23 protein-coding genes and 1 tRNA gene are annotated in these 21,986 nt (G+C 64.4%); 12 read left to right on the top strand and 12 right to left on the bottom strand.

The window, feature by feature from the left end:
• Positions 1-20: 20 nt before the first annotated feature.
• The 7 genes from accD to sppA form a co-directional block, all read right to left on the bottom strand.
• On the bottom strand, positions 21-962 hold the full coding sequence (accD, locus tag J2R80_RS05940) for an acetyl-CoA carboxylase, carboxyltransferase subunit beta (protein ID WP_057020415.1): 942 nt from the start codon (positions 960-962) through the stop codon (positions 21-23).
• 104 nt (positions 963-1,066) lie between these two features.
• Positions 1,067-1,903 carry a tryptophan synthase subunit alpha gene (gene trpA / locus J2R80_RS05945; protein ID WP_057020414.1) on the bottom strand — a complete coding sequence of 279 codons (837 nt, stop codon included), beginning with the start codon at positions 1,901-1,903 and terminating at the stop codon, positions 1,067-1,069.
• The gene (trpB, locus tag J2R80_RS05950) at positions 1,900-3,117 is read right to left on the bottom strand and encodes a tryptophan synthase subunit beta (RefSeq protein ID WP_057020413.1); all 1,218 of its coding nucleotides are present in this window, start codon (positions 3,115-3,117) and stop codon (positions 1,900-1,902) included. Before trpB ends, trpA begins: the two co-directional genes overlap by 4 nt.
• Positions 3,118-3,237: 120 nt before the next feature.
• Positions 3,238-3,939, bottom strand: a complete 702-nt coding sequence (locus tag J2R80_RS05955; protein WP_253638181.1) for a phosphoribosylanthranilate isomerase — start codon at positions 3,937-3,939, stop codon at positions 3,238-3,240.
• 75 nt (positions 3,940-4,014) lie between these two features.
• The gene (locus J2R80_RS05960; RefSeq protein ID WP_057020442.1) at positions 4,015-4,401 is read right to left on the bottom strand and encodes a lipopolysaccharide assembly LapA domain-containing protein; all 387 of its coding nucleotides are present in this window, start codon (positions 4,399-4,401) and stop codon (positions 4,015-4,017) included.
• Positions 4,402-4,485: 84 nt separating this feature from the next.
• Positions 4,486-4,815, bottom strand: a complete 330-nt coding sequence (locus J2R80_RS05965) for an integration host factor subunit beta (RefSeq protein WP_016847379.1) — start codon at positions 4,813-4,815, stop codon at positions 4,486-4,488.
• Between the two features lie 174 nt (positions 4,816-4,989).
• Positions 4,990-5,967 carry a signal peptide peptidase SppA gene (sppA, locus tag J2R80_RS05970; protein ID WP_057020411.1) on the bottom strand — a complete coding sequence of 326 codons (978 nt, stop codon included), beginning with the start codon at positions 5,965-5,967 and terminating at the stop codon, positions 4,990-4,992.
• A 461-nt stretch (positions 5,968-6,428) separates the two neighbouring features.
• On the opposite strand from sppA, the gene J2R80_RS05975 reads away from it, so the two are divergent.
• Positions 6,429-7,457 (top strand): IS110 family transposase, encoded by a 1,029-nt coding sequence (locus tag J2R80_RS05975; protein WP_057016162.1) that lies wholly within the window; start codon positions 6,429-6,431, stop codon positions 7,455-7,457.
• Positions 7,458-7,866: 409 nt separating this feature from the next.
• Here J2R80_RS05975 and rpsA read toward each other — a convergent pair whose 3' ends face one another.
• The 3 genes from rpsA to aroA all read right to left on the bottom strand — a co-directional run bounded on the left by rpsA (position 7,867) and on the right by aroA (position 11,934).
• Positions 7,867-9,576 carry a 30S ribosomal protein S1 gene (rpsA, locus tag J2R80_RS05980; protein WP_028337539.1) on the bottom strand — a complete coding sequence of 570 codons (1,710 nt, stop codon included), beginning with the start codon at positions 9,574-9,576 and terminating at the stop codon, positions 7,867-7,869.
• A 394-nt stretch (positions 9,577-9,970) separates the two neighbouring features.
• Positions 9,971-10,600 carry a (d)CMP kinase gene (cmk, locus tag J2R80_RS05985; protein ID WP_057020410.1) on the bottom strand — a complete coding sequence of 210 codons (630 nt, stop codon included), beginning with the start codon at positions 10,598-10,600 and terminating at the stop codon, positions 9,971-9,973.
• Complete coding sequence (gene aroA / locus J2R80_RS05990; RefSeq protein ID WP_253588355.1) at positions 10,597-11,934, bottom strand: 3-phosphoshikimate 1-carboxyvinyltransferase; 1,338 nt, start codon at positions 11,932-11,934, stop codon at positions 10,597-10,599. Before aroA ends, cmk begins: the two co-directional genes overlap by 4 nt.
• Before the next feature lie 145 nt (positions 11,935-12,079).
• On the opposite strand from aroA, the gene J2R80_RS05995 reads away from it, so the two are divergent.
• Both J2R80_RS05995 and J2R80_RS06000 read left to right on the top strand, forming a co-directional pair.
• Entirely contained in the window at positions 12,080-12,487 is a 408-nt protein-coding gene (locus tag J2R80_RS05995; RefSeq protein ID WP_057020408.1) for a TIGR02300 family protein, read from the top strand.
• Between the two features lie 95 nt (positions 12,488-12,582).
• Positions 12,583-12,658, top strand: a tRNA-Ala gene (locus J2R80_RS06000).
• A gap of 125 nt (positions 12,659-12,783) precedes the next feature.
• Here the strand turns inward: J2R80_RS06000 and J2R80_RS06005 are convergent.
• Complete coding sequence (locus J2R80_RS06005) at positions 12,784-13,245, bottom strand: MarR family winged helix-turn-helix transcriptional regulator (RefSeq protein ID WP_057020441.1); 462 nt, start codon at positions 13,243-13,245, stop codon at positions 12,784-12,786.
• A 168-nt stretch (positions 13,246-13,413) separates the two neighbouring features.
• On the opposite strand from J2R80_RS06005, the gene J2R80_RS06010 reads away from it, so the two are divergent.
• The 8 genes from J2R80_RS06010 (at position 13,414) to J2R80_RS06045 (ending at position 20,732) form a co-directional block, all read left to right on the top strand.
• Entirely contained in the window at positions 13,414-13,839 is a 426-nt protein-coding gene (locus tag J2R80_RS06010) for an organic hydroperoxide resistance protein (RefSeq protein WP_076833862.1), read from the top strand.
• A gap of 189 nt (positions 13,840-14,028) precedes the next feature.
• Positions 14,029-15,234 (top strand): CaiB/BaiF CoA-transferase family protein, encoded by a 1,206-nt coding sequence (locus J2R80_RS06015; RefSeq protein ID WP_076833791.1) that lies wholly within the window; start codon positions 14,029-14,031, stop codon positions 15,232-15,234.
• Positions 15,235-15,524: 290 nt separating this feature from the next.
• Positions 15,525-16,841 carry a sn-glycerol-3-phosphate ABC transporter substrate-binding protein UgpB gene (gene ugpB / locus J2R80_RS06020; RefSeq protein WP_076833789.1) on the top strand — a complete coding sequence of 439 codons (1,317 nt, stop codon included), beginning with the start codon at positions 15,525-15,527 and terminating at the stop codon, positions 16,839-16,841.
• 163 nt (positions 16,842-17,004) lie between these two features.
• Complete coding sequence (gene ugpA, locus J2R80_RS06025) at positions 17,005-17,886, top strand: sn-glycerol-3-phosphate ABC transporter permease UgpA (protein ID WP_229191596.1); 882 nt, start codon at positions 17,005-17,007, stop codon at positions 17,884-17,886.
• A complete protein-coding gene (gene ugpE / locus J2R80_RS06030) occupies positions 17,886-18,734 on the top strand; it encodes a sn-glycerol-3-phosphate ABC transporter permease UgpE (RefSeq protein ID WP_057020404.1) in 849 nt (282 codons plus the stop codon). Before ugpA ends, ugpE begins: the two co-directional genes overlap by 1 nt.
• Entirely contained in the window at positions 18,734-19,816 is a 1,083-nt protein-coding gene (locus J2R80_RS06035) for a sn-glycerol-3-phosphate import ATP-binding protein UgpC (RefSeq protein ID WP_018269287.1), read from the top strand. Before ugpE ends, J2R80_RS06035 begins: the two co-directional genes overlap by 1 nt.
• 170 nt (positions 19,817-19,986) lie before the next feature.
• Entirely contained in the window at positions 19,987-20,412 is a 426-nt protein-coding gene (locus J2R80_RS06040) for an Hsp20 family protein (RefSeq protein ID WP_057020402.1), read from the top strand.
• A 50-nt stretch (positions 20,413-20,462) separates the two neighbouring features.
• Positions 20,463-20,732, top strand: a complete 270-nt coding sequence (locus J2R80_RS06045; RefSeq protein WP_016843536.1) for a DUF1150 domain-containing protein — start codon at positions 20,463-20,465, stop codon at positions 20,730-20,732.
• Between the two features lie 79 nt (positions 20,733-20,811).
• Here the strand turns inward: J2R80_RS06045 and J2R80_RS06050 are convergent, their stop codons facing one another.
• Positions 20,812-21,159, bottom strand: a complete 348-nt coding sequence (locus tag J2R80_RS06050) for a DUF6665 family protein (RefSeq protein WP_253638182.1) — start codon at positions 21,157-21,159, stop codon at positions 20,812-20,814.
• 261 nt (positions 21,160-21,420) lie between these two features.
• On the opposite strand from J2R80_RS06050, the gene J2R80_RS06055 reads away from it, so the two are divergent.
• Complete coding sequence (locus J2R80_RS06055; protein WP_253638183.1) at positions 21,421-21,978, top strand: cytochrome P460 family protein; 558 nt, start codon at positions 21,421-21,423, stop codon at positions 21,976-21,978.
• Positions 21,979-21,986: the final 8 nt, after the last annotated feature.

Genomic DNA, 21,986 nt, shown 5'->3' on the forward strand with positions numbered 1-21,986 from the left:
CGGTGAGGTGGCGCTTGCGGTCACGCGTGCGGCGCGGCCGGCACCGTCTCAGGCGCCGTGACGATCTGGGCCGGCTCGGTGACCGCGGCCTTGGGCTTCGATGCGGATTCAAGCGCCGGCGCCTTGGTCAGCAGGCGGCACAGCCGCGCCAGCGTGGCCTTCATCTCGTGGCGGTGCACCACCATGTCGACCATGCCATGCTCGCGCAGATATTCGGCGCGCTGAAAGCCGTCCGGCAGCTTTTCGCGGATGGTCTGCTCGATCACGCGCGCGCCGGCAAAGCCGATCAGCGCACCGGGCTCGGCGATCTGGATGTCGCCGAGCATCGCATAGGACGCGGTGACACCGCCGGTGGTCGGATTGGTCAGCACCACGATGTAGGGCTGGCGCGCTTCGCGCAGCATCTGCACGCCGACGGTGGTGCGCGGCATCTGCATCAGCGACAAGATGCCTTCCTGCATCCGCGCGCCGCCGGATGCGGCGAACACGATGAAGGGCGACTTCTTCTCGACCGCGAGTTCGAGCCCGCGCACCATGGCTTCACCGGCGGCCATGCCGAGCGAACCGCCCATGAAATCGAAATCCTGCACGGCGACCACGACGCCGGCACCTTCTAACTTGCCGTAGCCGACCTTGATCGCGTCGTTCAGCCCGGTCTTGGTGCGGGCGTCCTTGATGCGGTCGACATATTTGCGCTCGTCGCGGAATTTCAGCGGATCCGCCGTCACCTCGGGCAGCGCGACGTCGAACCAGGTCTCGTTGTCGAAGATCGACTTCAGGCGCGCCACCGCGCCCATGCGCATGTGGTAGTTCGAGCCGGGGATCACGAACTGGTTGGCCTCGACGTCCTTGTAGAACACGAGCTGCCCGGAATCCGGGCACTTGATCCAGAGGTTTTCCGGCGTCTCGCGCCGCAGGATGTTGCGGATCTTCGGCCGGACGACGTTGGTGAGCCAATTCATGGTTCGCTCCGAAATGCGGATCGGTTCCGCACCAGCTGGATATATGGCGGGCCGGGCGAGCCCGGCAAGCCGCCATCGGCGGCCTTGTTGCCGCAAAATGTGGCTTATTCAGCGGCCTGCTTGGCGCCCCGGACCCCCTGCGCCAGCGCCGACACCAGGTCCGCCACCGCGCTCACCGTCTTCGGCGTCGCACGGCCCTCGGCATCGAGATTGGCACGCACCACATCGACGATCGCGGTGCCGACCACCGCGCCGTTGGCGTTCTCGGCGATCGCGCGCGCCGTCTCCGGGGTGCGGATGCCGAAGCCGACGCAGACCGGCAGCTTGGTGTGCCGCTTGATGCGGGCCACGGCCTCCGCGACCACCTTCGAATCGGCCGTCGCGGCGCCGGTGATGCCGGTGATCGAGACGTAGTAGACAAAGCCCGAGGTGTTGGCGAGCACCGCCGGCAGCCGCTTGTCGTCGGTGGTCGGCGTCGCCAGCCGGATGAAGTTCAGCCCGGCCTTCATCGCGGGGATGCAGAGCTCGGTATCTTCCTCCGGCGGCAGGTCGACGATGATCAGGCCGTCGACGCCGGCGGTCTTGGCGTCGGCCAGGAAGCGGTCGACGCCGTAGATGTAGATCGGATTATAGTAGCCCATCAGCACGATCGGCGTGGCGTTGTCCTCCTTGCGGAAGTCGCGGACCATCGCCAGCGTCTTGCGCAGCGTCATGCCGCCCTTGAGCGCGCGCAGACCGGCGGCCTGGATCGACGGGCCATCCGCCATCGGGTCGGTGAAGGGCATGCCGATCTCGATGACATCGGCGCCGGCCTTCGGCAGCGCCTTGAGGATGTCGAGCGAGGTCTTGGCGTCGGGATCGCCGGCCATCACGAAGGTGACGAAAGCGGAGCGGCCCTGCTGCTTCAGCTCGGCGAAACGTGCGTCGATACGGGTGGTCACTTCTTCCTCGCCTTCAAGATGTCGCCGACCTGCGGCACGTCCTTGTCGCCGCGACCCGAGAGGTTGACCACCATCAGGTGATCCTTCGGCCGCTGCGGTGCGAGCTCGGACAGTTTCGCGATGGCGTGCGCCGATTCCAGCGCGGGGATGATGCCCTCGAGCCGCGACAGCAGCTGGAATGCGGCCAGCGCCTCCTCGTCGGTCGCCGAGAGATATTTCACGCGGCCGGTCTCGTGCAGCCAGGCGTGCTCCGGGCCGATGCCGGGATAATCGAGACCCGCCGAGATCGAATGCGCTTCCTCGATCTGGCCGTCGGCGTCCATCAAGAGATAGGTGCGGTTGCCATGCAGCACGCCGGGACGGCCGCCGGCCAGCGAAGCGGCATGCAGCTGCGTCAGTCCGTGACCGGCAGCCTCGACGCCGAAAATCTCGATCAAGGGATCGTCGAGGAACGGATGGAACAGGCCCATCGCATTGGAGCCGCCGCCGATGCAGGCGATCAGCGAATCCGGCAGGCGGCCCTCGGCCTCCTGCATCTGCTTGCGTGTCTCGTGGCCGATGATCGACTGGAAGTCGCGCACCATCATCGGATAGGGGTGCGGACCCGCCACCGTGCCGATGCAATAGAAGGTGTTGTGCACGTTGGTGACCCAATCGCGCAGCGCGTCGTTCATCGCGTCCTTCAGCGTGCGCGCGCCCGACTGCACCGGGACGACCTTGGCGCCCAGCATCTCCATGCGGATCACGTTCGGCTGCTGCCGCTCAACGTCGACCGCGCCCATATAGACCACGCATTCGAGCCCGAACCGCGCGCACAGCGTCGCCGTCGCCACGCCATGCTGGCCGGCGCCGGTCTCGGCGATGATGCGCTTCTTGCCCATGCGGCGCGCGACCATGATCTGGCCGAGCACATTGTTGACCTTGTGCGAACCGGTGTGGTTGAGCTCCTCGCGCTTCAGATAGATCTTGGCGCCGCCGAGATGCTCGGTGAGCCGCTCGGCGAAATAGAGCGGCGAGGGCCGGCCGACATAATCCTTCAGATAGACATTCATCTCGGCCTGGAACGCCGGATCGGCCTTGGCGTCGGCATAGGCTTTTTCGAGATCGAGGATCAGCGGCATCAGCGTTTCCGCGACGAAGCGTCCGCCGAAAATGCCGAAATGCCCGCGCTCGTCGGGACCGCTGCGGAAGGAATTGGGCAGATTTGGATTCATCGAACCATCAGTTCTTCTTGCCGGCTTGCGGCGCTGTTTCCGTTCCCTCGCCCCGCTCTTGCGGGGAGAGGGCTGGGGTGAGGGGTTTCTCCAATTGCTCGATCATCGTTGCAGCGCCCCTCACCCGCCCGCGCGTTGCGCGGTCGACCTCTCCCCGTGAACGGGGAGAGGTGAAGAAGGCTGGATTGCGCGCGCGGCGCGGATGAAGGCGCGGATCAATTCGGGATCCTTGACACCGGGCATGCGCTCGACGCCCGACGAGACATCGACGCCGCCGGCGCGCGTGACGCGGACGGCTTCAGTGACGTTGTCGGCGTTGAGCCCGCCGGAGACCATGTAGGGCAGCGCAAGATCGAGATTTTCCAGCACGTGCCAATCGAAGGGCGCGCCGAGGCCACCCGGCCGCGTGGCATCCTTCGGCGCGCGGGCATCGAACAGGATGCGATCGGCGACACCGGCATAACCCGGCAGCGGCGCAAGGTCGGCCGACGTCTCGACCGGCAGCGCCTTCATCAGCGGCAGGCCGAACTTCGCCTTGATGTTGCGCAGCCGCGCCGTGGTCTCCTTGCCATGCAATTGCAGGATATCCGGCCGCAGCGTCTCGACGATGTTTTCCAGGATCGCATCGTCGGCATCGACGGTGAGGGCGACCTTGACGGCGCGGCCCTTGGCGCGGCTGCCAAGCTCGCGCGCGGTCTCGAGGCTGATGTGACGCGGCGACGGCGGAAAGAATACGAACCCCACCATATCGGCACCGCCTTCAAGCGCGACGTCGAGCGTCTCGCGCGTGGACAGGCCGCAGATTTTGACGAGCAGGGGCATGGTCTCGAAACAGGTCTCAAAACGGGTTGTCGGGCGACCGGAACCGGGGTGAACCCTGGTCCGGTGGGGCGGGTTCTACAACGTCGCGCCCTGCTTGTCTCGCCCGGCGGCCCCGTAAAAGCCGAGTTGCGCCGGGGCCGAACGGCGCTGCGCGTCGTCCCGGGAGGCGGCGGCCTTGAGGTCGGCGAGCTCGGCGCGGACATGGCGGGCGTCAGCCTCGTGCTGCCGGGCCGCGCGGCGCCAGCGCCCTTGCTTGAACCAGGTTCCGATGCCGCCCGCGAGCACGCCCAGGATCGCGGAGGCGATGATGACGACGAACAACGGCAGCGTGACCGCAACCGTCGGGGTCACCGAATTGAAGGGATCAAACGACACCGTCACCCAGTGACGGTTAGCGACTGCAAAAATGATGAAGATCAGACCGAGCGGAACGACGACCACTGCCGTGAAGAACTTTCGCATGACCATCTCTCGCAGCGATGGAGCAAATGCGGGCATATCGCCCGCAACACGGCAACGCCTGACGTCGCGCCTTAGGCGTCGGCCTTAAGCATCAGCCTTGGGCGCATCGACCTTGGCGGCGCCCGCCTCGGTCACGTCGCGGTTGAGGCGCTCGCGCATTTCCTTGCCGGTCTTGAAGAACGGCACGCTCTTCTGGTCGACCGGCACATGCTCGCCGGTGCGTGGATTGCGGCCGGCGCGCGCCGGGCGGTGCTTCACCGAGAATGCGCCAAAACCGCGCAACTCGACACGGTCGCCACGTGCCAGCGCTGCGACGATTTCATCGAGAATCGCATTCACAATGTTCTCGACATCCCGCTGATAGAGGTGCGGGTTGTGCTCGGCGATACGCTGAACAAGTTCGGATTTGATCATCGAAAGTGGGATCCGGGCTCTTGCGGAAACCCATTTCCGTGAAAATGCCGTGCACTGTCAAGACGCTAAATCGATTTAGGGCGTCGTGAAATCACGTGACAAATAGCCCAATTGGGGCATGCGGCGATTCCCGCAAAGCGGGAATAGCCTGACGAGCACGCCTTTGGCAGCCGATCAGTTGGTTCCAGCCGGGCTCCACAGCGCCAGCATGCCGTCAAGCCCGAACCGGTCGACCGCCTCGGCCACGCCGCCCTGCTCGATCCGCCGCGCGATCGCGCCAAGACCGAACGCATCGAGCGTCACGGACGCCGCCGTGCGCAGGAAGGTCAGGTCGCCGAACCGCGGATTAAGCTTGTAATTGCGCACCGGCAGGTCGCTTTTGACCTTCTTCTCGGCAACCAGCCAAGCGATCGCGGTCTTCTCGTCCCCCAGCTGATCGACCAGCTTGAGATCGACCGCCTGCCGGCCGGTGAAGACGCGACCGTCCGCGACCTTCTCCAGCAGGTCATCGTCCATGCCGCGCCGTTGCTTCACCAATCCACGGAACCATGCATAGGAGTCCTTGACGAGACCGTCGATCGCGGCGCGGGCCTCCGGGCTGGTGGGTTCGAAGCCGTTGGGCGCGGCCTTCAGCGGGGAAGATTTGATCTCCTCCATCTTCACGCCGACAGTCTTGAGCAACTCCGAAACGTTCGGATACTGGAACAGAACGCCGATCGAGCCGACCAGCGAGGTCTGCTGGGCGACGATATGATCGGAGGCGATCGCCGTGATGTAGCCGCCCGAGGCGGCCAATCCCTCGACCACGACGACAAGCGGCTTCTTCGCCTTCAGCTGCATCAGCGAGTCGTAAAGCTGCTCGGAGCCCGCGGTGGTGCCGCCGGGCGAATTGATGTGCACGACAACAGCCGCATAGCTCGACTTGCCGAGCCGCTCCAGCGCCTCGACGCGATCCTGGTCGCTGCGGATCAGTCCGTCGATATTGACCCGCGCGATCGTGTTCGATGTCGAAAAGGTGCCGCGTCCGCCGGCGGCGACCACGCCCACGCCGACGATGGCCGCGATCGCAATGACCGCGGCGGCGACGCGCCAAAAGGTCAGTTTGCGCCTGATGCGGCGACGATCGACGATCACGTCCGAATCCAGCGACATCCGATCTCTCCAGAAATGGTCAGCGCAATCCGCGCGTTTTGCAGTCGCAGCGTCACTATCAGCTTAGCCAAATACATCAATTGCGACGCAATATGAAGAAAACAAGGCCCGGTATTCGGAGGCACTCGTAGCCCGGGTGCACGTGCGCTTGATCCCGGCCGCGCCCTAACCTCCCCTTGAAAAGGGGAGGTCGCTTTGCTCGCCAGAGCAAAGCGGGTGGGGATCAGCTCTCTCCATGAGCAGCATCGCCTGTGGCTGACCCCCATCCCGTCCTTCCCCCTTTCAGGGGGAAGGGGAAGACAAATCCGTAGATGGGGTAACGGGCCGGCCGCCCGCTCGCTACGGCGCAATTTGGAAGCGCGCTCGCGAGCGGCCTGTTGGTTGGAAGGCGGTCGTCCCTCAAACTGATGGTGTTCAACGGAGTCGGGCAAGCCCGCTCCAAGCATCATTAAGGGACGACCATGTACCACTATGCAGGAATTGACGTGTCTTTGGAATGCTCGAGCGTTTGCCTTGTCGATGGGACAGGCAAGATTTTGCGCGAGACGAAGGTTGCGAGCGAGCCGGCGGCGCTGATCGCCTGGTTCCGGTCGCTGGGTCTGGTACTGGAACGGATCGGGCTGGAGGCAGGCCCCTTGTCGCAATGGCTGTATGCGGGTCTGCGAGACGCAGGGCTTGCGGTCGAGCTGCTGGAAACGCGGCACGTTCGCGAAGCCTTCAAGTCGATGCCGGTGAAGACGGACCGCAACGATGCCCGCCGGATCGCGCAGTTGATGCGGCTCGGCTGGTTCCGGCCGGTGCACTGCAAGTCGGTCGCGGCGCAGGAGACCCGCGCCATCCTGACGGCGCGCAAGCTGCTGCAATCCAAGCTTCGCGATGTCGAGAACAGCCTGCGCGGCATACTTCGCGGTTTTGGCCTGAAGGTCGGTGCGACCACCGAGCGCACGTTCGCCGGACGCATCCGCGAGCTCGTGACCGGCCATCCCGGACTGGAGTTGGTCGCGGCGGCGCTGCTCCAAGCCCATGCGGTGCTGCTGCGGGAGTTCAAGAGCCTGGACAAGCACACCCAGAAGCTCGCCAGGACGCATCCATCCGCCAAGCTCCTGATGACAACGCCGTCCGTTGGTCCGATCGTGGCGCTCACCTATGCCGCGGCGATCGACGACCCGAAGCGCTTCCGCTCCTCGAAGGCCACGGGAGCCCACTTTGGGCTCACCCCGAAGAAGTACCAGTCCGGTGAGACCGACTACACCGGCCGCATCAGCAAGATCGGGGATGCCTCCGTGCGCGAGGCACTCTACCAGGCAGCTCACGTCATGCTGACCAAGCCGGTCAAGAATTGCTCGGCATTGAAGAGCTGGGCGATGCGGATCGCCCGGCGCGCAGGCATGCGCAAGGCCAAGGTAGCGCTGGCTCGCAAGCTCGCCGTGATCCTGCATCGCATGCTCGCCGACACCAAACCGTTCAACCCGATGACCAAGGCCATCTAGCCAGGAGCAGCAATCGGTTCCGGGCGGGCCACGACACCAGGCTCTCCCCGAGCGAAGTCCCTCCGCTGGGACGATGGATCCGGTCAGGCCGCCATCCGGGAAGTGGCTCACGACCACGCAATCCGTAGATTGGCCGGCCGGCTCCTCAATGCACCCCATCAGGCGACGGCCTTCGCGCCGATCCCGTACAGAAGCAAGTGCCCGGCGAGTGGATGACGCGAAAAGGGATTGACTAACCAAGGCCCGTTACAGAAGCCCGGATGAAGCGAAGCGTAATCCGGGAGGCTTCAGCAGCACGGATAGAAAGTCCCGGATTTCGCTTCGCTTCATCCGGGCTACGGATGCCCCAAAGCAAAGGGCCCCGGCTTGCGCCGGGGCCCCGATTGTTCGCCTCAAATCGCGCGAACGCTTACTTGTCGGTGCCGCGGTTCTTCAGCGCGGTGCCGAGGATATCGCCAAGCGTCGCACCCGAATCGGAGGAGCCGTACTGCGCGATGGCTTCCTTCTCTTCGGCGACTTCCAGCGCCTTGATCGAGACCTGCACCTTGCGGGCCTTCTTGTCGAACTGGATGACGCGGGCATCGACCTTCTCGCCGACGGCGAAGCGCTCGGCGCGCTGGTCGTTGCGGTCGCGGGCCAGCTCGGACCGCTTGATGAAGGTGGTGAACTCGGTGCCCGAAATCCGGACCTCGATGCCGCTCTCCTTCACTTCGAGCACTTCGCAGGTCACGACCGCGCCCTTCTTGACGTCGCCCGGCTCGGCGAAGGGGTCGCCTTCGAGCTGCTTGACGCCGAGCGAGATGCGCTCCTTCTCGACATCGACATCGAGCACCACGGCCTTGACCATGTCGCCCTTCTTGAAGTTGTCGATGACCTGCTCGCCCGGAAGCTTCCAGTCGAGGTCGGAGAGGTGGACCATGCCGTCGACATCGCCCTCGAGACCCAGGAACAGACCGAACTCGGTCTTGTTCTTGACCTCGCCCTCGACCACCGAACCGACCGGGAACTTCTCGACGAAGACTTCCCAGGGATTGCGCATGGTCTGCTTGAGACCGAGCGAGATGCGGCGCTTGACCGAATCCACTTCCAGCACCTGCACTTCGACTTCCTGCGAGGTCGAAACGATCTTGCCGGGGTGCATGTTCTTCTTGGTCCACGACATCTCGGAGACGTGGATCAGGCCTTCGATGCCCGGCTCGAGCTCGACGAACGCGCCGTAGTCGGTGATGTTGGTGACGCGGCCGGTGAAGCGGGCACCCAGCGGGTACTTGCCTTCGATGCCCTGCCACGGATCATCCAAGAGCTGCTTCATGCCGAGCGAGATGCGGTGCGTCTCGTGGTTGATCTTGATGATCTTGACCTTGACGGTCTGGCCGATGGTCAGCACCTCGGTCGGGTGGTTGACGCGGCGCCAGGCGATATCGGTCACGTGCAGCAGGCCGTCGATGCCGCCGAGATCAACGAACGCACCGTAATCGGTGATGTTCTTGACCACGCCGTCGATCACCTGACCCTCTTCGAGGTTCTGCACCAGCTCCTGGCGCTGCTCGGCGCGGGTCTCTTCGAGAACCGTGCGGCGCGACACCACGATGTTGCCGCGGCGGCGGTCCATCTTGAGGATCTGGAACGGCTGCGAATTGTTCATCAGCGGCGCAACGTCGCGGATCGGACGAATGTCGACCTGCGAGCGCGGCAGGAAGGCCACCGCACCGTCGAGGTCGACCGTGAAGCCGCCCTTGACCTGGTTGAAGATGACGCCGTTGACCTTTTCGTTGTTCTGGAACGCCTTCTCGAGCTTGCCCCAGCTTTCCTCGCGGCGCGCCTTGTCGCGCGACAGCACGGCTTCGCCGAGCGCATTCTCGATACGGTCGAGGAACACCTCGACTTCGTCACCGACCTTGAGATCGCTTTCACGGCCGGGGCCGGCGAACTCACGCAGCGCAACGCGACCTTCGGTCTTCAGGCCGACGTCGATGACGGCCATGTCCTTCTCAATTGCAACCACCTTGCCCTTGATGACCGAGCTTTCCTGCAAATTGCCGCCGGCAAAGGACTCATCAAGCATCGCCGCGAAGTCATCGCGGGTGGGAGTATAGGAAGACGCAGAATTCGAAACCATTTGTTCTCCAGATGCGGGATCTCGCCGGCCGTTCGGGTTGATGGGCGCACCGTGCGTGAAGTGTCGGGGTTCCGCAAACCCTGACGACCGCTCATTGCAGGAGGTGCAACAGCGGGCCGGCAACAAGACTGCACGTTCGGTACGTATGATTGATCCGGAGCCTGAAACGAAAATATCGACTGCAAGACCTGGGAGCGGGCGTTCCTCCAGATGCGGCGTTGGTTTCGTTTGAGGAATAGCTCAAACCCATCGCCGGCCCGCTCAGACACGGCCTCGACATCGTCGATGCTGCTCCGAACGGCGCTGATATAGCCCTGCATGCGACTTTCGGCAAGCAGGAAATGCCCCATTTTGCTGGGTTTTCGGGCCGAGAGCGACGCGACGGCCCGCGATTCTAGCGCCTGGCGCGCGCGGCCTCGACGATGGCGATGGCGGCGCGGACGCCGGCCTCAATGTCCAGATTTGAATTGTCCAGCGTGTGGGCGTCCGGAGCCGGCCGCAAGGGTGCAATCGCCCGGTTCTTGTCTCGCTCGTCGCGCTTGAGGATGTCGGCGAGCACCGCCTCTTCGTCGGCGTCCTCGCCGCGGGCGCGCGCCTCCAGCGTGCGCCGCCGTGCCCGCACGCGGGGGTCGGCGACCACGAAGATCTTCACGTCGGCATCCGGGCAGATCACGGTGCCGATATCGCGTCCGTCCAGCACCGCACCGGGCGGATCGGCGGCAAACTGGCGCTGGAAGTTCACCAGCACCTCACGAACCTGCGGAATCGCCGACACCACGGAGGCGGCATCGCCGACCTTCTGGGTCTTCAGGATCGGATTGCCGAACTTTTCGGGGTCGAGCTCGAGCGCCGCGGCCACGGCCAGCACCTCGTTGCTGAGCTCGGCACCAGCTTGAATCATCGCATAGGCCACCGCACGGTAGATCACGCCGGTGTCGAGATGACGATAGCCGTAGTGGTGGGCGAGCCGCTTGCCAAGCGTGCCCTTGCCCGAGGCGGCGGGTCCGTCGATGGCGATGATCATGCGAAATCAGCTCCGAGCGCGCGCATCATCGGGATGAAATCCGGAAAACTGGTGGCGATGAAGGCGGTATCGTCGATTTTCACCGGCCGATCGGAGGCGCAGCCCATCACCAGCGCCGACATCGCGATGCGATGATCCATATGGGTGGCAACGAGGCCGCCGCCTGGAACATGGCCGCGGCCCTCGACGATCAGATCGTCGCCGGAGACCTCGACCTTGACGCCGTTGACCCGCAGCATGTCGGCGGTGGCTTCAAGGCGGTCGGATTCCTTGACGCGCAGCTCCTGCAGGCCGCGCATGATCGTGGTGCCCTCGGCGAAGGCGGCCGCGACCGCCAGCACCAGATACTCGTCGATCATCGACGGCGCGCGCTCCGGCGGCACTTCGACACCCTTCAGCTTCGAGGCGCGCACACGCAGCTGCGCCATCGGCTCGCCGGCATCGCCGCGCACATCGCTCTCCTCGATCGAGGCGCCCATCTCGCGCAGCGTGGTGAACAGGCCGGTGCGTAGCGGATTGGTCATCACGTCTGAGAACACGACATCGGACCCTTCGACGATCAGTGCGGCCACGATCGGGAATGACGCGGAGGACGGATCGGCGGGCACCACGACGTTGGCGCCGTGCAGCTCGGGCTCGCCGTGCAGCGAGATTCGCCTGCCGTGGCTGCCTTCCTGCTCGGAGGAGATCTCGGCGCCGAAATGCTTCAGCATCAGCTCGGTGTGGTCGCGGCTTGCCTCCTGCTCGATCACCGTCGTGATGCCGGGCGCGGAGAGCCCCGCCAGCAACACCGCGGACTTGATCTGGGCCGAGGCGACCGGCGTCTTGTAGACGATCGGCACCGGATAGCGGGCGCCGTGCAGGGTGAGCGGCAGCCGGCCGCCCTCCCTTATGTCGCTGGTTCGGGCGCCCATCAGCTCCAGCGGGTCGAGGATGCGGCGCATCGGCCGCGAGCGCAGCGAGGCGTCGCCGTCGAAAATGGCGGCGATCGGGCAACCGGCCACCGCGCCCATCACCAGCCGGCAGCCGGTGCCGGAGTTGCCGAAATCGAGCGGCGCGGCAGGCTGGGCGAAGCCGCCGACCCCGACGCCGGACACCGACCAGGTAAACGGCGCCGTCCGCTCCACTTTGGCGCCGAGCGCGCGCATGGATTTGGCGGTATTGAGGACGTCCTCGCCCTCCAGGAGGCCGGAAATGCGGGTTTCGCCGACCGAAAGCGCCCCCAGGATCAGGGCGCGGTGGGAAATCGATTTGTCGCCGGGAACGCGGACCGTGCCGGCCAGGGGGCCGCACGCGCGCGATTCCAGCGAGGTCGGGGTGTCAGAATGGGCCAAGATTGTGTCCTCTCGCGTCGCGGCAGGTATCACATAGGCAACACCGCGTCACGCGCCCGTCAAATGCGCGCAGACCGCTATTGACAGCGGCTCCTCAACTAGCCAAGTGAAGCTCCGTTTTTCAGGAAAATTCTGGGATTACCACGTGGCCAAGTCCGAGCTCGGAACCAAGCGCATTTGCCCGACCACGGGCAAGAAGTTCTACGACCTCAACAAGAATCCGGTGATCTCGCCCTATACCGGCGAAGTCGTGCCGATCGCGCCGATCGCCCCGCCGCGGGGCCGTGGCGCCACCGTCAGTTCGCCTGCGACCGCAGCCGACATGCCGGAGCCCGCCGAGGCCGAGGAGATGGTCTCGCTCGAGGAGGCCGATGCCGAGGAGAACACCGGGAAGGTCAAGGCCCAGGTTCCCGAATCCGAGGACGATATCGAGGTCGATGAGACCATCGACGACGATGACGACGACGATTCGACCTTCATCGCCGACGAGGAAGAGGGCGATGAGGACGTGACCGACATCATTGGTGACGTCGGAGGCGACGAAGAGACTTGAGATCGGCGCCGATCTATGATCAACGGTGCTGCCGCGCGAGTCGTCCAGGCCGCGCGGACCGGGATCGATCCCCCAGGATCATCCCAACTGGATAAGGGGCCATAGCTCAGCTGGGAGAGCGCTTGCATGGCATGCAAGAGGTCGGCGGTTCGATCCCGCCTGGCTCCACCAGCCTTCGCTCGCTCCGCGAGCTTCGGCTCGGCAAGCCCGGATAGTCCATCGTAGCGAAGTGAGCGAAGGCTGCCGCGGCGTAGCCCGAAGGGCGGAGCCGGGCTCTCTCACCGCCCCGACCGCCCCTACTCCCCCAGCACCGCATTCAGCCGGTCGCGCAGCGCGACGATCTCGTCCTTCATCGCCATCAGTTCGCCGACGGTGCAGTCCGAGGCCGCGAGGATCGACTGCGGCACGGCCTTGGCCTTTTCGCGCAGCGCGTGGCCCTGCGGCGTCAGCGCGATCAGCACCACCCGCTCGTCCGCGGTGCTGCGGGTCCGTTTGATCAACTCCGCCGCCTCCAGCCGCTTCAAGAGCGGCGTCAGCGTGCCGGAATCCAGGAACAGGCGCTCGCCGAGGTCCTTCACCGCGACGTCGTCGCGCTCCCACAGCGCCAGCATCACGAGATACTGCGGATAGGTCAGCCCGAGCCGGTCGAGCAGCGGCTTGTAGACGCGGTTGAAGGCGTGCGCGGTCGAATAGACCGCAAAGCAGATCTGATTGTCGAGCCGCAGCGCCTGATCCGCGGCCGTCGGTTTCCTGGCCATGATTCCCATCTAATCCATCTCGTTTCCGGGTCATTCTGGGCTCACGGGACCGCGGATTCAATTGCGAACAATTAAATGTGAGACCGCATATTTTATATTGTGCGCAATCTATTTGCGTGCAATACATGCGTCATCGAATTCAAGCCCAACCCACCAAGGGAGACCACGATGTCTGTGAACGTGCTCTACAAGACCAGCGCCAAGGCAACCGGCGGCCGCGACGGCCATGCGGCGACGCTCGACGGCGCACTCGACGTCAAGCTCACGACCCCGAAGGAGCTCGGTGGCGGCGGCGGCGCCGGCAACAATCCGGAGCAGCTGTTCGCGGCCGGCTATGCCGCCTGCTTCATCGGCGCGATGAAGTTCGTGGCCTCGCAGGGCGGTCCCAAGGTTCCCGCCGACGCCTCGGTGACCTCGACGGTCGGCATCGGCCCGCGCTCGGAAGGCGGCTTCGGCCTCGCCGTCGAGCTCGCGGTGTCGCTGCCCGGCCTTGCGCGCAACGATGCCGAAGCGCTGGTCGAGAAGGCCCACCATGTGTGCCCCTATTCCAACGCGACCCGTGGCAATGTCGACGTCAAGCTGAGCGTCGTCTAATTCCACGTCACGTAATGGTCCGCCGCAACACGTGGCGGACCATTGCTCTTTCAGCGGCTGGTTCGCTTGGCGAACGCATGCGCCGCCTGCTGCATGGGCCTGCGCCGACGGAAGCATTGCTGCCCCGGCTGAAGACCGTTAGCTCTGGGACCCTCGTTATCTGATCCCAACTGAGCGAAGGTTGCTTCCATGAATACCCCAGCGGCTACGGGCGCGATGACCGGCCTGCGCGTGATCGATCTGACGCGCGTGCTCGGCGGTCCGTATTGCACCCAGATTCTCGCCGACCACGGCGCCGACGTGATCAAGGTCGAGCCGCCCGCCGGCGACGAGGTGCGAGACTGGGGTCCTCCCTTCCACGAAGAAGACGCGGCCTATTTCGTCGGCATCAACCGCAACAAGCGCTCGATCGGCCTCGACCTCGCTTCCGAGGGCGGACGCGCGGTGCTGATGAAGATGCTCGAGACCGCCGACGTGCTGATCGAGAATTTCAAGCCCGGCACGCTCGACAAATGGGGCATCGGCAACGACGTGCTGCGCGCGAAATTTCCGCGCCTCGTGCATTGCCGGATCTCCGGCTTCGGCGCCGACGGCCCGCGCGGCGGCAATCCCGGCTATGACGCGATCATCCAGGCGATGACCGGCATGATCGCGGCGACCGGCTCGCCGGAGAGCGGCCCGATGCGGATCGGCGTGCCGCTGGTCGACATCACCACCGGGCTCTACGCCACGATCGGCATCCTGATGGCGCTGTCGGAGCGGCAGCGCTCGGGGCTCGGCCAGTTCATCGAGACGACGCTGTACGAGACCGGGCTCGCGATCATGCATCCGCACACCGCGAACTACTTCATGCACGGCAAGCCGCCGTCGCTCACCGGCAACGAGCATCCCAACCTCGTTCCGTACGCGATCTTCCCGACCAAGACCGACAACATCTTCATCGGCGTCGGCAATGACGGAACCTTCCGCAAGCTCGCCAAGGAGATCGGCAAGCCCGAGCTCGGCACCGACCCGCGCTTTGCCCGCAACAAGGACCGCATCGCCAACCGCGATGCGCTCCGCGTCGAGCTGGCCGCGGTGTTCAGCCAGCACGAGGCCGAGCCGCTGTGCAACCGGCTGCTCGCCGCCGGCCTGCCCGCTGGCCCGGTGCAGAAGATCGACCAGGCGCTGACCAACCCGCACACCATTCATCGCGGCGACGTCATCGAGAAGGATTGGTACAAGGGCGTCGCCTCGCCGATCCGCCTCGAACGCACCAAGCCGAACCTGCGCCGGACGCCGCCGAAGTTCAGCCAGCACGCCGCGGAAGTGCTCGGCGAGTTCGGCTACTCGAAGGACGAGATCAACGGCCTGGTTGAGAAGGGCGTCGTCTGCGGTCCCCAGCGCAAGCGCTAAAGGCGTTTTCGAGCCTGTCCCGCACGCGATGCGGGATGCGCACCGGTTCGTGTCAGGACAAAGCTGGAGCGTCGGCCCGTATCGAACCGGCCGACGCATCAACACTGCGGTGCAACGTCGCGTTTGGCGCTGCACCGCACGGAGCCGGCTGCGGTCTTCGCCTTTTTTACCGCTTCCCTTCGCTTCGGCTTCCCCCCTACCATGACTTTCGTTTATACGGTCATTTGAACGTCATCCGGCGCTGATAACGCGCGCAACGAAAGATGATGTTCCAATTGGGAGGGGTTTTGATGTTCTTTCGACGACTAGGCGCTGCCGCGGCAGCCGCTGCCGCGCTTGCATTCGCGTCGCCCGCGTTCGCGGTGACCGAGATCCAGTGGTGGCACGCGATGACCGGCGCCAACAACGACGTCATCGTCAAGCTGGCCAACGACTTCAACGCCTCGCAATCCGACTACAAGGTGATCCCGACCTACAAGGGCGGCTACGCCGACACCATGAACGCCGGCATCGCCGCGTTCCGCGCCGGCAACGCGCCGCATATCATGCAGGTGTTCGAGGTCGGCACCGCGACGATGATGGCCGCCACCGGCGCCGTCAAACCGGTCTACAAGCTGATGGCCGACGCCGGCGAGAAGTTCGATCCGGGCGTCTATCTGCCCGCGATCACCGGCTACTACTCGACCTCCAAGGGCGAGATGCTGTCGTTCCCCTTCAACTCGTCGTCGACGGTGATGTGGATCAATCTCGATGCGCTGAAGAAGGCCAACATCGCGGAGATTCCGAAGACCTGGCCGCAAGTGTTCGACGACGCCAAGAAGCTGAAGGCAGCCGGCTATAACACCTGCGGCTTCTCCGGCTCGTGGGTCACCTGGGTCAATCTCGAACAGCTCTCGGCCTGGCACAATGTGCCGCTCGCCAGCAAGGCCAATGGCCTCGACGGCTTCGACACCGTGCTCGAATTCAACGGCCCGCTGCAGGTCAAGCATCTCGAGAGCCTCGTCGAGCTGCAGAAGGACAAGACCTACGACTATGCCGGCCGCACCAACACCGGCGAAGGCCGCTTCACCTCGGGCGAATGCCCGATCTACCTGACCTCGTCGGCCTTCTTCGGCAACGTCAAGGCGCAGGCCAAGTTCAACTTCACCGCGGCGCCGATGCCGTATTATCCCGACGCCAAGGGCGCGCCGCAGAACTCGATCATCGGCGGCGCCTCGCTCTGGGTGATGGGCGGCAAGTCGGCCGAGGAATACAAGGGCGTGGCCAAGTTCCTGACCTTCCTCTCGGACACCGACCGCCAGGTCTGGATCCACAAGGCCTCGGGTTATCTGCCGATCACCAAGGCCGCCTACGCCAAGGCCAAGGAAGAAGGCTTCTACAAGGACCAGCCCTATCTCGAGACCCCGCTGCTCGAGCTCACCAACAAGGAGCCGACCGCGAATTCCCGCGGTCTGCGCCTCGGCAACATGGTGCAGCTGCGCGACATGTGGTCGGAGGAGATCGAGCAGGCGCTGGCCGGCAAGAAGACCGCCAAGCAGGCGCTGGACGCCGCCGTCGAGCGCGGCAACCAGATGCTGCGGCAGTTTGAAAAGACCGCCGTCCGCTGACATGATGCCTTCGGGCATGATCCGGAAAAGTGCGAAGCGGCTTTCCGAAAAGATCATGCCCAGACGACAAGCTAAAGCGCGATGACGATCCAAGCTCATCTCATCGCGCTTTAGGGCGATCAACCGGCAGGCCGCATCCGCGGCCTGCCCTTCCTCCGAGCCCATGCAAAAGCAAGCGATTTTCCAGTCAAAGCTGTTGCCTTACGCGCTGGTTGCCCCGCAACTCGCGATCGTCCTGATCTTTTTCTACTGGCCGGCCGTGCAAGCGGTGATCCAGTCCTTCCTGCTGCAGGACGCCTTCGGCCTCTCCACCAGCTTCGTCTGGTTCGAGAACTATCTCGAGCTGTTCAAGGACCCGGCCTATTTCGCGGCGATCGTCCGGACCTTCGTGTTCTCGTTCGCGATCGCGGTCTCCTCGCTGTCCTTCGCGCTGCTGCTCGCGGTCATGGCTGACAGGCCACTGCGCGGCTCGACGCTGTATCGCACGCTGCTGATCTGGCCCTATGCGGTGGCCCCGCCGGTGGTCGGCGTACTCTGGGTGTTCATGCTGCACCCCTCGCTCGGCGTGCTGTCGCGCTATCTGCGCGCCATGGGCATCGACTGGAATCCGCTGCTCGACGGCGACCAGGCGGCGGCCCTGATCATCCTCGCCGCGGCCTGGAAGCAGATCTCCTACAATTTCCTGTTCTTCCTCGCCGGGCTGCAGAGCATCCCGAAAAGCGTGATCGAGGCCGCCGCGATCGACGGCGCCCGGCCGATGCGGCGGTTCTGGACCGTGATCTTCCCGCTGCTGTCGCCGACCATCTTCTTCCTCTTGGTCATCAACATCGTCTACGCCTTCTTCGACACTTTCGGCATCATCGACACCATGACCCGCGGCGGTCCCGGCAAGGCGACCGAGACGCTGGTTTACAAGGTCTATACGGACGGCCTGCTCGGCGGCAATCTCGGCTCGTCGGCGGCGCAGTCGGTCATCCTGATGGTCATCGTCGTCATGCTGACGGCGATCCAGTTCCGCTTCGTCGAACGCAAGGTGACCTACTGATGGTCGAGGAGGAAGGCTTCCAGCGCTATCTGGCTCACGCCATCCTGTGGATCGGGATCGCGATCGTCGCCTTCCCGGTCTATCTCGCGCTGGTCGCCTCGACCCAGGACAACGCCGTGATCGCCAACGGCCAGATGTCGCTGCTGCCCGGCGGCCATTTCCTCCAGACCTACTACCAGACGCTGTTTGTCGGCACGAGCGGCTCGACCCGCGAGCCGGTGCTCCACATGATGCTGAACTCGCTGGTCATGGCGCTCTTGATCGCGGTCGGCAAAATCGCGATCTCGATCATCTCGGCCTACGCGATCGTGTATTTCCGGTTTCCGTTCCGGATGGCGATCTTCTGGATCATCTTCATCACGTTGATGCTGCCGGTCGAGGTACGCATCTATCCGACCTACAAGATCGTCGCCGATCTGCATCTGCTCGACAGCTATGCCGGCCTGTCGCTGCCGCTGATTGCGTCGGCCACCGCGACGCTGCTGTTCCGCCAGTTCTTCATGACCGTGCCGGATGAATTGCTGGAGGCTTCGCGGATCGACGGCGCAGGCCCGTTCCGCTTCTTCTGGGATACGCTGCTGCCGCTGTCGCGCACCAACATGGCCGCGCTGTTCGTGATCCTCTTCATCCTCGGCTGGAATCAGTACCTCTGGCCGCTGTTGATCACCACGCGCGACGACATGCAGACCATCCAGGTCGGCATCCGCAAGATGATCACGACGACGGACGCGCTGACCGAATGGCCGATCGTGATGGCGACCGCGTTGCTCGCGATGCTGCCGCCGGTGTTCGTCGTCGTCGTGATGCAGAAACTGTTCGTGCGCGGATTGGTGGAGACGGAAAAGTAATGGCTAACGTCACGCTGCGCAGCGTCCGCAAGACCTATCCCGGCGGCTTCGAGGCCATCAAGGGTGTCGATGTCGACGTCGGCGACGGCCAGTTCTGCGTGCTGGTCGGCCCATCCGGCTGCGGCAAGTCCACGCTGCTCCGCATGGTCGCGGGGCTCGAGACCATCACCGGCGGCGAGATCGACATCGGCGGCCGCGTCGTGAACCAGGTCGAGCCTGCTGATCGCGACATCGCGATGGTGTTCCAGAACTACGCGCTCTATCCGCATATGAGCGTCTACAACAACATGGCCTACGGCCTGCGCAACCGCGGCATGGCCGAGGCCGAGATCAAGACCCGCGTCGAGGAAGCCGCGCGCGTCCTCGAGCTCTCGCCGATGCTGGAGCGCAAGCCGCGCCAGCTTTCCGGCGGCCAGCGCCAGCGCGTCGCGATGGGCCGCGCCATCGTGCGCCAGCCGAAAGTGTTCCTGTTCGACGAGCCGCTGTCGAACCTCGACGCCAAGTTGCGCATCGCGATGCGGGTCGAGATCCGCAAGCTGCAGCGCCGGCTCAACACCACGTCGATCTACGTCACCCACGACCAGCTCGAGGCGATGACGCTCGCCGACATCCTCGTCGTCATGAACGGCGGCCAGGTCGAGCAGGTCGGTAATCCGCTGGACATCTACCAGAAGCCGGCGACCACCTTCGTCGCCTCCTTCATCGGCGCCCCGCCGATGAACCTGATGCCGCTGCGCGCGGACGAGCTGAAGTCCCAGATCACGGGCGCCGACGGCGCCGGCATTGTCGGGATCCGGCCGGAGGATTTCGTGATCTCGAGCGAGACCGCATCCGGCGGCGTCGCGCTCGGCCTCACCGTCGAGGCGATCGAGCATGTCGGCGCCGAGACCTTCGTCTACGGCAGCCGCCAGCGCGAGGAGCAGGGCGTTGCCGCCAATCCGGGCGAGCTGCCGCCCGGTGAGGTGATCGTCCGGGTTCCCGGCGTCTCGGGTCCCGCCATCGGCGAGCGGATCCGGGCCGTCGCCCCCCGCGACAAGCTGCATCTTTTTACCGCCGATGGCCGCAAGCGCGTCGGGGAGTAACCGATCGGGAAGAATTTACCCCCATGTTGCGGGCGTTTAGGCTGGTTTCGGGGCTGCTTGAACGCTATCCAGATCGCCCCCATATCCCTCACTGACCGGAGGCCAGACGGCCCGCCGGTTGCATGGGGCGCCGCAAGGGCCCCTCAAAGTCGCTTCGAGAGGACTTTGTAATGTCTCGTGTTCCATCGTTGTCCAGTCCGTTCCTTCTGGGATTCGACGAGATCGAGCGTGCGCTCGACCGCGTCGTGAAGGGCGCCGACGGCTATCCTCCGTACAACATCGAGCGGTGCGACCGTACCAACGGGCAGCCTGAGCGGCTGCGCATCACGCTGGCGGTGGCGGGCTTCACCCGCGACCAACTCGATGTAACTATTGAGGAAAATCAGCTCGTCATCCGCGGCCGCCAGCAGGACGACAAGGCCCGGCAATACATCCATCGCGGCATCGCCGCGCGCCACTTCCAGCGCACCTTCGTGCTGGCGGAGGGGATGCATGTGCTGGGCGCGGATCTGAAGAACGGGTTGTTGTCGATCGACCTGGCTAGGCCGGAACCTGAACGGGTCATTAAGACAATCGCTATCAATGAGCACGAATAATAGAAACAACGAGCGGACTCGACCGCTTATCTGACTGAGGAGTCGAGACCATGAGTGAACTGAGTACCACCACCATCGAATCCGAGAGCGTCACGCCGGAAGCGCTGGCCCATCTGGGCGAAGGTCATATCGCCTACGTGAAGCAGGTCCGCTCCGAGGACGTGCCGGATCTCTTTCCACAGGCGCCGAAGATCGCGCCGGGCCTCAAACTGTTCGCACTGCACGCCGCCGACGGCACGCCGATCATGCTGACCGACAGCCGCGAAGCCGCGGTCGCGAATGCGTGGAGCAACGAGCTGCAGGCTGTCAGCGTCCACTGACGCAAATCTACGGCTGAATTCAGCATCCGCGAATTCAATGCGCGGGCCTGCTTCGTCACTGAGGGGGCCTGCGCATTTTTTATGGCGATGAGGTCGACGTGGCGAGCATCGGGCCCATGCTGAGCTGCACCTCGCCGGGCACGTTGTAGTCGCGCATCAGCATGCGGTTGTTGCGCAGCCCGCAGGCTTCCCGCTGCACCACGAACATCCAGAGCGCATGGCCGGCCTCCCGCACCAGGAGGCGCCGTGCCTGTTGTGTTGACGTCGATGTTTCAGCGCGCGGATGGGCGGCATCGAACTCGCGCAGCTTGGCGAGTGCCTGTTCCAGCGCGCGGCCCATGCGGCCGAGCGCACTCGCCCTCTCTTCGGCGAGCTCGTAAGCGAGAACGTCGACGGGAACGCGATCAAGGCGAAAATCGCGGGACATCAGTCATCCCTGGTTCGTTGCGCGCGTCCGTCTTCCGGCGTCATCGGCTGGTTGTCAATAGGTGCTCGTGTCTTCGATCGCCAAGCGAAAGCTCGCTCAACTTGAGCAATTCATTGCACAGGCTTGGGCAGCGGACCATGGCCGCAGCTCCATTTCGCTCTGTGCATTTCCGTGCTGTAATAAGTTCCCGCGAGAAGCACTGCGACAAGGAATTTCCAGCACGAATCATTCGCCGCCAAATCGATTGAAGGAGATGCGACCATGCAGAAGAGCTCGCTGATCAATCTCGTTGCTTCGGTGTCGATTTCCGTCCTCGCGACAGGTGTCGCGATTTCCGCGCAGGACAAGTACAGCCTGCAGGTGCCCAACGGTCTCGCGTTCTCCGAGTTCAGGGGATACGAGGACTGGCCCGTGATCGCGATCAGCGAGAACGAAGGCGTCATCGCCGCGATCCTGGGCAATCCGGCGATGATCGGCGCCTTCCGGGAAGGCATACCCGGCAATGGCAAGCCGTTCCCGGACGGCGCCAAGATGGCGAAGATCCACTGGATCCCGAAGAAGCAGGAGGCGTATCCCGGTCAGCCGACGGTGCCGGGCGCGCAGCACGACGTCGACTTCATGGTCAAGGACAGCAAGAGGTTCGCCGACAGCGGCGGATGGGGATACGGCGCGTTCGAGTATGATCCCGCCTCGGATGCGTTCAGGCCCGCCACCACGGCCGACAATCCGCCGCAGGAAAACGACGCAAAGTGCGGCTATGCGTGCCACACGGTGGTACAGTATCGCGACTACGTGTTCACCGAGTACGGTAAGAGGTAGACACCGGA

Origin of the sequence: Bradyrhizobium sp. USDA 4541 (assembly GCF_024171085.1) — a bacterium.
In the GTDB taxonomy this organism is placed as follows: Bacteria; Pseudomonadota; Alphaproteobacteria; order Rhizobiales; family Xanthobacteraceae; genus Bradyrhizobium; species Bradyrhizobium australafricanum.